This window comes from Lysinibacillus sp. FSL M8-0355 (assembly GCF_038008985.1).
Classification (GTDB): Bacteria; Bacillota; Bacilli; order Bacillales_A; family Planococcaceae; genus Lysinibacillus; species Lysinibacillus fusiformis_D.
This window is the reverse complement of sequence record NZ_JBBPAI010000001.1, coordinates 4,731,181-4,743,289: the sequence shown is the minus strand read 5'-3', so window position 1 is coordinate 4,743,289 and position 12,109 is coordinate 4,731,181. Positions and strand designations below refer to the sequence as shown.

Sequence of the window (12,109 nt, the reverse complement as noted above, 5' to 3'; positions counted from 1 at the left end):
TGAATGGGGATAGGACAGGAAAGATAATTTTCACATGTATTATCATACTGTTCATTATTTATATTTAACAGGTGTGGGCAAAATAAACGATTTTGGAGTATCTCTTTTCATTTTTATAATGAATGTCATATTCCCAATTGTACCTAATCAAGAAAATACGATGTATGGCTTTTATATAGGTTCATCTTGTGGTTGTCAGTATCATATTTGTGATTTTGCCCATTGGTGCTGTTTTCGCTGGATTGCATCTCCTAAGTTACTACTTACAAGTTTTGCTATTTTTCTCTATTTACTATGTTTTCTATTAAAAATGTAAAAAGGCATATTCCATTAAGAATACGCCTTTTTCTAAAACTAGTAACAAATATTAATTCATGACTTTTATTGTCAATCCTCGGAGTTCCAATTGTGCCTGAATACACTAGATTAACGAAAATGGAAGATTGTTTAATCATGTTATCTAAATTCGAAGCTTTGATAAACAAAATACCATAGAGCGTTTGATATAGGTGGCACAAAGGAATAGTAGTACAGCTACTAGCAGTGCTAGGGGGATGCTGAATAGAATTGGGAGGTCTACATCATACCAGATGCTCATTTTAATTTGATCTAGTCCGAATGTTCGTAACATGCCAGCGAGTATAGATAGAACAGCACTTACAAGTAAGCCAATGTAAAGAACGGATAAGACAACTAGGGCTAATGAGCAAAAAAAGGCTTGTAGCATTTTTAGGAATGTCATTCTTTTTCCCTCCGTATAATGTGGTATACCTTTGCGTTTGAAGCAATCGTATAATCATCTGTATAGTAAAGCGTCTCAATTAGACAGTTTTCTCCCACTCTAACTACTTCGCCGTCAACAATGTGTGCATCTGTATACGATAGTTGCAGTTGTTTTCCTTTGATTGTATGGCAACTTAACCTTTTCTTAAATAATGGAAGAAGTGTCACTCGATCTTTTTCTATCACTACATTGTCCGCCAGTAGCTTGCTAATTTCACTTTCCCCCGATAATTTCAACTGAAAATGATTAGCCACTATTTCTTCAGCTTTTACTACACCAATAGCGTCGAACCGTCTGCTCTGTAATTTCTCCTCAATTATGAATTTCCCAGAACTATTGATCTTGTGGACACATCCATTACGTATTTGAATGTTTCCAGCGTTTGTTAGTTCTTCGATCTCACAATAATCCTTTAATGTGCATGAGCCTGAACTGTTAAATACCTGGGCAGTAACAGAGCAATAAAAGGAGCTATGACCATGAGTGGACACCTTTTTTAAGTGTACTTCTTGATGTAAAGCTACAGCTCCTCGAATATTTAATTGCTCATACCCAGTATCCAGATGTTTAATGCGACCATTCGTTAGTGTTAGCGTACGCAGTTTTTGAAACATAAAAAATCACCTCATTTTATTTTAATTAATATATATTTTAATTATTGAAATATATATTAATTAAAATATATGCATCCCCCTTTTGTCAAGAACAAAAGGATTCCCTAAAATTTGGCCGATAAAAAAAGGATTTCAATTTGTTGAAATCCTAAAAAATATTATTCATTAATTGATTTACTTCACGTAAGATGTTAGCCATGTCTGCCAGTTTATCCTGAGAAAACTTTAAGAAAATTTCTTGGACCTTCTGATCACCATTATTGGTTAAAGCCATTTTGACAACACGACGATCATTATTTTCTCTAATTCGTTGAATCAGCTCTAGCTTTTCCAGCTTATCGCACATGGAAGTTACAGCTCCAGGTGTTACACTAAAGAAGTCAGCGATTTCGGTTGCCTTCATTCCATTATTTATTTTTAGTTGCAGAAGTAAAATCAATTGGTTTTGCGACAATGCTTCCCCCTTAGTTAAAAGTTCCACAAACATTTTTGATTTTTGCTGAATGTCCAGCATTTCTTTCATAATGATTTCTACATTGTGTAGACTATCTGCCATATAATCACGTCCATTAAAATATTTAATAATTAAATTATATAGCAATTAAATAAATCTTTCCAAGCATAGAATAGCTCTTAAAAAATTTATTGTTTAAAAGTCACACGCATCCATTCAAAAAATCTATCTTTTTCTTCGAACTGTGGGTAGTGTGCAGAGTGTTCGTATGCTATAAATTCTTTTTTCTCGGCATCTATTTGGTCGAAGTATTTTTTAGCGGTATTCGATGATGTTTGATAGTCGTAGTCACCCATTACAAAATAGAAGGGGAGGTCTAGTCTATTAACTTTAGTAGGTAATGGATGTTGCATGATCTCTTTTAATAATGCTTCTTGAGATAATGATAGGCCTTTGTTGTAGCGGATCATATCCAATAAATTATATTCTGCACTGAATAGCATTCCTAACATATTGCCGTCAGGGTTATCAATGTTTCTTGTGGCTCCTCCATATTTATTTACGTAATGGCGGGGTGTAAATGTCTTACCCTTATTAATGTCTTCCGTTAACCTTTGTAAATATACAACATCTTCTGTGTTCCCTTTGAGTTGAGCCTGTAGGATGGTGTACTGTAAACTATCCATTTCACTTTCAATGGTATTACTCATTTGACCAATACCAATGTAGGCTTCATATTTTTCAGGAGCTTTAGCAGCTGCTTGTGTGGCAATATATGTACCATAGGAATGACCGATTAAGATGATTTTTTCTTTGTCTAGGCGATTAGCTATATAATCAGTCAGTGCTAATAAATCCTCCACAAGCAGGTCAGATGAAAGATTAGAATAGTCCTCGAAAAAATGATAGGATTTCCCGCTAGCCCGTTGATCGTAATGGACCACGGTAAATTCGGTTTCCAGCAAATCTTGATATTTTTTGGCATAGGGGATTTCAGAACAGCCAGGTCCACCGTGGACAAAGATGATCACAGGATTATCTTTGTTTTGCCCACGTATCATAATTTCATGGTCACTGTCGTTAATTGCTACCTGCTCTAATGTACTAATGCTATTAGTTCCCTTTATAGATGATGTCCATGTTGGGAATAGAAGTGCTAGTAAAAGTAAGGAGCTCATGATAATAACAAGATATTTGACGAATTTTTTAATAGCTTTCATAGAATCCCTTCTTTACATGCGTTTCGTAAAGGTAGCTTGATACATTTTTCTTTTATACACATAAAAATACATACTTAGCGGCCACCACAGCGTAACAAAAATAGGGTAGATCGCCCATATAACCGTAGGTGAAGAAACGACGTTAACAATAATGAAAAAGATACTAATTAGCAATGAAGCTGTCACGGAGAATGCTACAAACGTTTTCCGTTGAGCATGATATAAAGCTAGAGGCCACCACATAATTAAAAACGCGGGATAAATCGCCCAAGGATATTGAGGAGACAGCATGATATTCAGGAATGCATAATAAATAATTGTGGAAGCACAGCCGATGAGTGCTGTTTTTAAAGTTTTTGCTTTTTCACCTAAGTACATAAGAAGCGGCCACCAGATAATTGGATAAATAGCATAGATAAACCATAAATGATTTGGTGCATATAAATAATTTTCAACGATAAGAAATGCGATAATCATTGCACTACAAACGATAGAGTATTGTTTATACATTTTATTAGACATAAAAAATAGCGTAATTGGCCATAGCAAGAGCAGCAGGCAAGGATATATAAACCACATTGTTTGCGGTGATGTCGTGTAATTGACGATCCCTAAAAAAATCATGGTCATCAGGCTCCCGGCTAAAGAAAAGTTAATAAAGTTCCTCATGTTCATTCACCCCATTTCTTACGTGACCATACAAAGTACATTGATAAAGGCCACCAAAGTATTGCGAAGATTGGATAGATGGCCCAAACTGTATGTGGAGTGTAATAAAGATTAATAAAGATAAAAAATGCAATGATTAAGCCACTCCCCCAGATGGAAAACTCTAAATTTAGTTTTGCCATGTTTTTCTTAGCAGGCTCCTTAACACCCAATTCCTTTTTCAAATCTTCAATATCTCCGAATTCTACAATCGCCTTATTGATGGCATCTTCTTGTTCCTTTCCTTGATCCATCAAGTAAAATACTTTTTCTTCAAGATTTTCAATGATTTCTTGTTTGACCATTTCAGTCTCGTTATTACGAGGAATATCCTTAAAAAGCTCATCAATATGGTTTTTTATTCTTTTCATTCAAAGCCCTCCATAAATAAATCGATTATTTCCTTTACTTCTGACCATTCTTTCACTAACTCATTTAAATAGGCTTTACCTAATGAGGTAATACGGTAATACTTTCTTTTGCCTCCATGTGAAACATCGCCATAATAGGCTTCAATAATTTCCTTTTTCTCGAGACGTTGAAAAACGGCATACAAAGTTGCTTCCTTGATTTGAAATCGATTGTTTGTACGGAGACTTATTTCCTGAGAAATTTCGTAGCCATAACGATCTTTTTCTGAAATTAGCCGTAAAATAATCGAATCCAAATGTCCTCGGATAATATCACTGCGAACCATAAGTCACCTACTTTATTTTATTGCTCTATCTGTCAGAGTAATAGTAGCAAACATTACTCTACCTGTCAAAGTAATTTATTTTTCCTTTTTGCAATTATGTCCAATTCCTCTTCATGAAAAAACTCCATTCACTGAAATGCCGCAAAGGACAATTTCATAGCGAATGGAGCTCAAACAATACTTTTACATATATAATGCTGCAAGAAAAATTCCGAGGGCTTCCTCATAAATTTCGTCAAACTGACTGATTGGCAAAGGATTCGTACCGCTTCCTAGCTCAACGGTAAAGCCAGGTCTACGCCAATCTTGGATGAACCAATCTTTATAGCCTGCATAGCTTCCTGCAGATTGAATGGGTTCATAGCCGCTGACTCTACTAAATTCATTCACAAGTACCTCTGATTCTGGAGGCTCAAGATTTTCAAAGCCCCAATAAATAACACGCCCCTGTGTATGAAAGGCTAGTACTCTTGAAAAATCACGTAGTTTAGTCAAGTCAGCCATCGCAATAGCTTCAGGTTCAGATAAAGGTCTGTCACCACCATAATCTCTAGGCCCTGGTGTCTTAGGGTTACGGGCACTTTCTAACTCCCATTGTGCAGGAAATTGATCATTTAAATCGATGCCATGGATGTTTGCTTTCCAGCCAGAAAAATCAGAGCTATCATTATTCCATGTAATTAGTTGATTTCTTAATGTTGTATCATTTGGGGGACCTTGTATTACTAAATCCACTCCATCAGGATTCACCATGGGTACGATAGAAAGAGAGGTTTGCTGGTAAAGAGAGAATGGAGAGATGCCACGAATGCTACTTTGGTTGGTGAGGGCGAGCAAATAGTCGTTTAAAAATGTTAGAATAATAGGTGTAGTAATCCATTCATTTGCATGGAAGGAGCCGTTATAGTGAACACGTTTAGCTCCATTGCCAATCAACAACTCAGGTAGACCTTTCCCTAAAACGGAACTACCAATAGTTGAATTGTGAAGAAAAGGATAAGCATCAATTAGTTTATTAAGATCATTCATCATACGGGTATACGTATAATTTTGCTTACCATCAACTAAACGCCACGTAATACGTTGTGGTATACGAATCATCTGACCAATTTGTAAGCGATTTGGATTGAGACCTGGATTAACGAGTAATAGGGCGACTAGGGGGAGGTTTTGACTCTGTGCAATTTGCCAAAAAGAGTCCCCTTGTTTCAATTGATAGTCGATGGTTACAAAACCAGGAATACGAATGCGTTGTCCAACTCTTAAAAATTGGGGATTTATATTTTCATTGGAATCTAAAATTAGTTGAAGCGGTATTTTAAACACTTCACTGAAATGCCAAAGTGAATCTCCTGGTCTTACGATTATGTCCACATGTATTCTCTCCTTAATTTAGAAATGACTCAATATAAAATGTATATGAAAAATGCATAGACTTATTAATACGAAACAGCAAAATTTCTTTGTTGCTCATGTCAAAAGAAGAGATAATCAGTTATTTTTACATGTATACTAGTAATAAAATAGAGTGAAAGAAAGGTAAAGGTAGGAAAACCAAATGTTAAATAGATTGAAATTGGGTATACGCTCTAAGATTACATTAGGTTATATCGTAATCATTCTTTGCTTACTTGCAGCCGTTGTCATATTAAATAATCAAATTAATTCTTTGCAAAAGGAAAGAAATTATATTATTAAGTACGATTCCAATGTTCAAACACTAACCAATGAAATTGAAAAATATATATTGGATATGGAATCGAGTCAGCGAGCTTTCATTATTACAGGCAAGCAAAGCTATCTTGAGCCTTATAATAAGGCAGCTGATAATTGGAAAATAGATTTTAATGATCTCTATCAGCGAATGACAGATAAACCATCACAGCAGGAAAAACTAAAAGAGATAGAGGAAACGATTGAACATTGGATTGCCACTTCGGGAGAGCCAACGATTCAATATAAAAAAGATAATAATATAGAAGCGTTAAATGAGTTTTTTAAAGTAGATACTGGGCGCCAAGATTTGGAGAAAATGCGTAAGTTATTTGATTCGTTCCGTTCAACTGAAAATGTTTATACACAGGCGAAGGCAAGTCAATTAGATAAACAAAATAATAAATTAACTAGTGGTTTATTTGGGATTTTAATTTTAGTTTCTATTATAGCAATTGTCATAGCTAGTGGTATTTCACGTTCTATTGTAAAAACGATAACAGAAGTTACACAAACCATACAAGAAATCGCAGCTACAAAAGGTGATTTTACAAGAAGAATCTATGTGAATACCAATGATGAAGTGAATGATCTTGCTAATGCAACGAATATACTGCTAGAGTCAGTCGAAAAGAGAGAATGGCTACAAAGCAATATTGCGGAAATTGTGACAAAATATCAAGGAGTTTCAGCCATCACAAAATTGGCTGAGACCTTCCTGTCAGAAATCGCGCAGAAAACAGAGGCATCGCTTGGTGCATTTTATGTTCGTGAAGTAACAGAGGACCAAGTACAATTTGTGAAAAAGGCTGCATTTGCTGACGGAGATGATCGCGTCGGTATGGAAAGCTTTAAAATAGGACAAGGATTAATTGGGCAATGTGCATTAGAAAAACGAATGTTATTTTACGATAATATTCCAAAAGACTATCGTTTAATCAGAACAGGATTAGGCGAGGTAAGACCGCATAATATTTTATTGATTCCTGTCATTTTTGAAAATGAAGTGATAGCAGTTGCAGAAATAGCGACAATGACTAAATTTAGTAAGCTACAGCAAGAATTAGTAAAGCAGGTCACAGAAACTTTTGGGCTAACAGTGAATAGTGTTTTAGGACGCATGGAAATTGTTCGTCTATTGAATGAATCTAGAGCAATGACTGAGGAGTTACAAGTTCAATCAGAAGAGCTGCAGACACAATCAGAAGAATTACAAATGCAGACCGAAGAGCTGACAATGATTAATGAGCAGCTTGAAGAACGTACAAAAGAGGCAGAGTCTAAATCAAGAGAGCTAGAAAAGGCGAAAAAGGAATTAGAAGAAAGTGCCGAGCAGCTTATCTTGAATTCAAACTACAAATCCGAGTTTTTAGCAAACATGTCACACGAATTAAGAACACCCTTAAACAGCATATTAATTTTATCGGAGATGCTAGCAGAAAATAGTCAACAAAATCTAACAGACGAGGAAATAGAGTATGCTCAAGTCATTCATTCTTCTGGAGAGGACTTACTTGCTTTAATTAATGATATTTTAGATTTATCAAAAGTCGAGGCAGGAAAGCTTGATATTATTTTTAATGAAGTGAACATGAGGGAAGTACCTGTACAAATTGAACATACCTTTGCACCTGTTGCGATGAAGAAGAATTTAGCATTCCATATTTCAAAGGCAGATCATGTTGTAGATGTATTCTATACAGATGAAAAGAGATTCCATCAAATCATAAAGAATTTATTATCCAATGCCTTTAAATTTACGGAACATGGTTCGGTAAATTTAGCTATTCATCAGCTTACACCACAGCAGTTAACAAATAATATGCAGGATATAAGTACAGATTGGCTTGAAATTACTGTATCGGATACGGGGATAGGTATTCCAAAAGACAAGCATCAGCTTATTTTTGAATCATTCCAGCAAGCCGATGGCGCTACGGTTCGAAAATATGGTGGGACTGGACTTGGTCTTTCTATTTGTAAGGAGTTTGCTAAATTGCTTGGTGGCTGGATTACGCTGCAAAGTGCTGAAGGACAGGGGAGTAGCTTTACGTTAACGATTCCAAGCTTACCAAATGGAATCGAAGAGGAGCATTGTCAAAAGCTTGCCATGAACGAAGTGGCCGTTACATTGGTAGAGGAGCCAATTGCAGAGCAGTCAAAGGAAATAGAGGGAGCCCTTCAACAAGAGGTAGAGGTTTTCCAAGGGAAAAATATTTTAATAGTAGATGATGATAACCGTAATATTTATGCATTAAAAACGGCATTAGAAAAAAGAGGTATGAGCATTCTAGTTGCTAAAGATGGGCTTGAATGCTTAGAGGTAATGCATGCGCATCCTGTCATCGATCTCGTTCTAATGGATATAATGATGCCGAATATGGATGGCTATGAAGCGATGACTATTATTCGACAACAAATGAAACGAATAGACTTACCGATCATTGCATTGACGGCAAAGGCTATGAAAAATGACCGTGATAAATCATTGCAGGCTGGAGCATCTGATTATATTAGCAAGCCATTAAATTTAGATCAATTACTATCGGTCTTAAGAGTCTGGCTCGTTTCTAAAGGGAGTTAATGAACATGGAGCAATTTCAGCCTTTGGAGCAAAAAATACAATTAAATAAACAAACAAATTTAGAAATTGATTTATTACTAGAGGCTATTTATCGTTTATCAGGCTATGATTTTCGTCAATACAATCGTTCATCCATTTCACGTAGAATTTATAATAGGATGGGGATCAATAACATTCCAACGATTTCCCGGGTACTAGAAAAGGTCATTCATGATCAAGAATTTTTAGAGCAGATGTTGAATGATTTTTCGATAAATGTAACCGAGATGTTTCGTAATCCTAGCTTTTTTAAAGCTTTTCGTGAAAAAGTAATCCCCATTTTAAGAGAGTATCCAGAAATACGTATTTGGCATGCTGGGTGTGCGACAGGTGAGGAAGTATATTCTATGGCTATTTTACTTCAGGAAGAGGGGCTTATAGAGAGGTCTATTATTTATGCAACAGATATGAATGAGCAAGTATTAGAAAAAGCGAAGAAAGGGGCTTTCCCTATTCATAAAATGCAGGCATATACGAAAAACTATATGCTTGCTGGAGGAGCCCATGCGTTTTCAGAATACTATCAAACAGATTATCAATATGCTTACTTCCATCCAACACTATTGAAAAATATTATTTTTGCTCAGCATAATTTAGTAACGGATCATTCTTTTAATGAGTTTCATGTTGTCTTGTGCAGAAATGTCCTGATTTATTTTTCACCTAAGCTACAGAGCCAGGTACACCATTTGTTTTATGAGAGTCTAAGTGACAAGGGATTTTTATGCTTAGGGGATAAAGAAACATTGCGGTTTGAAGAGATTATTTCAAAATATCGAGAAATCGTAGGCTACGAAAGAATTTATCAAAAAATGTATTAATGAGTAAGAGGCTATCTTCATGTGATAGCCTCTGCTTTTTATTTATATGGAAGTAGTGCTAGCTTGAATCATTAATACACACATATCATCAGGCTGGTTTTCTTGTTTATCTTTAGGTAATAGGTTGTCAATGAGGCGTTGTGAATAATCCCACTTAGTGGATGTTAGCGTTTGCAAATGCTTTTCTGATTCAATTTCACAGGGACCCATTGCCTCTAAAACACCATCTGTAAATAACACAATTTGAATATCTTGTTCATATTGAATACATTGCTTTTGAACTTTCATTTCATCGAAAAAGCCGACCGCACAGCTACCTTGATTTAATGGAATACATGTTTTTTCATCTATTAGTGCGTATCCAGGAGGGTGACCAGCGTTTATGTATTCGACTGTTTTTTGCTCTGTATCAATGATGAAATAAATCGCTGTAAAATAATAAAGATTATTATCTTTTCCATCTTGTAAAAGAGTCATATAACGATTCAGTTCTTTGATGACAAGCTCTGGGTCGTTTAGTTGTTTAACGGCCTCTCTTAAAACAGAGGAGATAAACATACAAACAAGCGCTGCAGATATACCGTGACCCATCATATCCAATAAAATGATAGCATAGCGATGATCGTCTATTTTGTACCAATAATACATATCGCCTGCTAAATTAGAGGATGGTAGATAAGAAACTTCTATCCGGATATCCTTCTCGTTTAATGGTGGACTGAGCAGGCTTCGTTGTACATGAGTGGCTAGATCTAGTTCATATTGAATTTTCTTGTCATGCTGGGTGTGCCAGTCTAATTCAGCTTTTAAGCGTAAGGCAACACGAATTCTTGCAAGCAGCTCCGTTTTATTAATTGGTTTTGTAATATAATCTACGCCACCAATGTCTAGTGCTTCTGCTAGTTTGTTTTTATCTTCCAGTGCTGTGACAAATATGATTTGAATATCTTTCAATCTTTCATTTTGCTTAATGCGTTTGCAGGCCTCAATACCATCTACTTCCGGCATCATAATGTCTAACAATATTAAATCTACAGAATTTCCTGTTGGATTTGGTGCATCTAATTGTAAATAATCAAATAGCTCATAAGCAGATGAAAGAGAAACACAGTTATCATAACCTGCATTTTTTAGTATTTTTTCAATGACAAATAGATTGACTTGATTGTCATCTACTAGAAGAATGGTCATAGTTAATTCCCCTTACTCTGATTGAATTGTGCAGATTATTCATGTATATAAAATACTTTCAACTTTATCATTATACAAAACATCAGAGAATAAAGGTATTTTAGCGATTTGAAGAGGGGGATTTTATACTTTCGCTTTTTTAAATCCTTGATAAATATCAAATGCATTTGCTAAAACAGCAATAATTATACTGACGAGTAAGATTTTATCTATAGTATAGGCAACCTTAGCGGATGTTGTTTCTAGGATAGCAGCCATGTAGGGAATCGAGGCACTATGAATAAAATCTTGGTGTATCGCCATTAAAATAAAGACGATCGTTCCTACACTTTGAAGTAGTGCATTCGTGATGGCGATGAGCATTGTCCACTGACCAGCACGCCATTTTATAAAGGTTAATGCGAGACTAAGAACAATACATAATAAGACGATAGGAGCAAATGATTGTAAAACATTTTGATTAAAGATTGGCATAACAAATTTCAAGCTACCATTGTCATTCGTTGTATAAATCCCTAAAAGACGATAAGCATTCCAATAGACAAAAGAAAATATTAGAATTCCAGCTAGGCTAAAAATCGTATCACTTAAAGTAATGACTTTAACTTTGGGAATGGGTTTCATTTTAACTAAATCATCAGGCGACCATTGCTTGGCGTTTTTCAAAAAGGGTAAATGAATCTTTTCAGAACCAGAGCGCTCGATGATGATGAAAACAACGGTAATCCAAAACAATACGTGAAATATTACAGCAATAATCGCCACAATAATCATGGCAAATGCCGAAATAATGGTTGAAAGAAGCGCTTCTTCACCTGAATAGAGCACAATTTTTTGGATTACATGAATAATAACCGTAATGAAAATAGCCCAAGGCATAACTAGTTTGATCGTTCTTGTATATTGATCAAAAATCTCTGGGCCAATTAAAAAACGAGGTGTATCCTGAAAGCTTGCCGCAACTTCGGTAGGACTTCCAAGTTTTTGGAGTACATCCTTAACATCGGATTCAGAATAGGACTCAGGCAGCATATCCTCAATCGTAGCTTTTAGTTCAAGCTTTATGTCTTCACGCTTATTCTTATGTAGCCTTTTAGACACTTCGTGAATATACGAATCAATTAAAGACATTTATTTTCCTCCTTTAATCATTTTCATTGTTCATTATTTCGGTGTATAGGTTATTTGTGGGATATAAAAATTAATATGAAAAATGCACAAACAACATGCAACACTTTGAAAATGGAGGGGATATGATGAGAGTAATAGAGAAGTTATTAAAAG

At 35.4% G+C, this 12,109-nt stretch carries 12 protein-coding genes; 2 read left to right on the top strand and 10 right to left on the bottom strand.

Going from position 1 to position 12,109, the window contains the following annotated elements:
* Positions 1-460: 460 nt before the first annotated feature.
* From MKY46_RS23265 to MKY46_RS23230, 8 genes are all read right to left on the bottom strand, one after another.
* Entirely contained in the window at positions 461-742 is a 282-nt protein-coding gene (locus tag MKY46_RS23265; RefSeq protein WP_036127135.1) for a hypothetical protein, read from the bottom strand.
* Positions 739-1,398: a hypothetical protein gene (locus MKY46_RS23260; protein WP_101966863.1), complete on the bottom strand. Its 660-nt coding sequence runs from the start codon at positions 1,396-1,398 to the stop codon at positions 739-741. The genes MKY46_RS23265 and MKY46_RS23260 overlap by 4 nt, the downstream gene beginning before the upstream one ends.
* 148 nt (positions 1,399-1,546) lie before the next feature.
* The gene (locus MKY46_RS23255; RefSeq protein WP_101966864.1) at positions 1,547-1,954 is read right to left on the bottom strand and encodes a MarR family transcriptional regulator; all 408 of its coding nucleotides are present in this window, start codon (positions 1,952-1,954) and stop codon (positions 1,547-1,549) included.
* 86 nt (positions 1,955-2,040) lie between these two features.
* On the bottom strand, positions 2,041-3,072 hold the full coding sequence (locus MKY46_RS23250) for an alpha/beta hydrolase (RefSeq protein ID WP_340835548.1): 1,032 nt from the start codon (positions 3,070-3,072) through the stop codon (positions 2,041-2,043).
* A gap of 12 nt (positions 3,073-3,084) precedes the next feature.
* Positions 3,085-3,696 (bottom strand): hypothetical protein, encoded by a 612-nt coding sequence (locus MKY46_RS23245; RefSeq protein WP_230593766.1) that lies wholly within the window; start codon positions 3,694-3,696, stop codon positions 3,085-3,087.
* Between the two features lie 47 nt (positions 3,697-3,743).
* A complete protein-coding gene (locus tag MKY46_RS23240; protein ID WP_036119491.1) occupies positions 3,744-4,151 on the bottom strand; it encodes a permease prefix domain 1-containing protein in 408 nt (135 codons plus the stop codon).
* Complete coding sequence (locus tag MKY46_RS23235; protein WP_036119488.1) at positions 4,148-4,477, bottom strand: PadR family transcriptional regulator; 330 nt, start codon at positions 4,475-4,477, stop codon at positions 4,148-4,150. The genes MKY46_RS23240 and MKY46_RS23235 overlap by 4 nt, the downstream gene beginning before the upstream one ends.
* 183 nt (positions 4,478-4,660) lie before the next feature.
* Entirely contained in the window at positions 4,661-5,851 is a 1,191-nt protein-coding gene (locus MKY46_RS23230) for a M14 family metallopeptidase (protein ID WP_036119487.1), read from the bottom strand.
* A gap of 184 nt (positions 5,852-6,035) precedes the next feature.
* Between MKY46_RS23230 and MKY46_RS23225 the strand changes: the two genes are divergently transcribed.
* Both MKY46_RS23225 and MKY46_RS23220 read left to right on the top strand, forming a co-directional pair.
* Positions 6,036-8,774 carry an ATP-binding protein gene (locus MKY46_RS23225; protein WP_340835545.1) on the top strand — a complete coding sequence of 913 codons (2,739 nt, stop codon included), beginning with the start codon at positions 6,036-6,038 and terminating at the stop codon, positions 8,772-8,774.
* A 5-nt stretch (positions 8,775-8,779) separates the two neighbouring features.
* The gene (locus MKY46_RS23220; protein ID WP_058844099.1) at positions 8,780-9,634 is read left to right on the top strand and encodes a CheR family methyltransferase; all 855 of its coding nucleotides are present in this window, start codon (positions 8,780-8,782) and stop codon (positions 9,632-9,634) included.
* A 42-nt stretch (positions 9,635-9,676) separates the two neighbouring features.
* On the opposite strand, the gene MKY46_RS23215 is transcribed toward MKY46_RS23220, so the two are convergent.
* Both MKY46_RS23215 and MKY46_RS23210 read right to left on the bottom strand, forming a co-directional pair.
* Positions 9,677-10,825 carry a fused response regulator/phosphatase gene (locus tag MKY46_RS23215; RefSeq protein ID WP_340835543.1) on the bottom strand — a complete coding sequence of 383 codons (1,149 nt, stop codon included), beginning with the start codon at positions 10,823-10,825 and terminating at the stop codon, positions 9,677-9,679.
* A gap of 123 nt (positions 10,826-10,948) precedes the next feature.
* Positions 10,949-11,956: an HAAS signaling domain-containing protein gene (locus MKY46_RS23210; protein WP_089933340.1), complete on the bottom strand. Its 1,008-nt coding sequence runs from the start codon at positions 11,954-11,956 to the stop codon at positions 10,949-10,951.
* Positions 11,957-12,109: the final 153 nt, after the last annotated feature.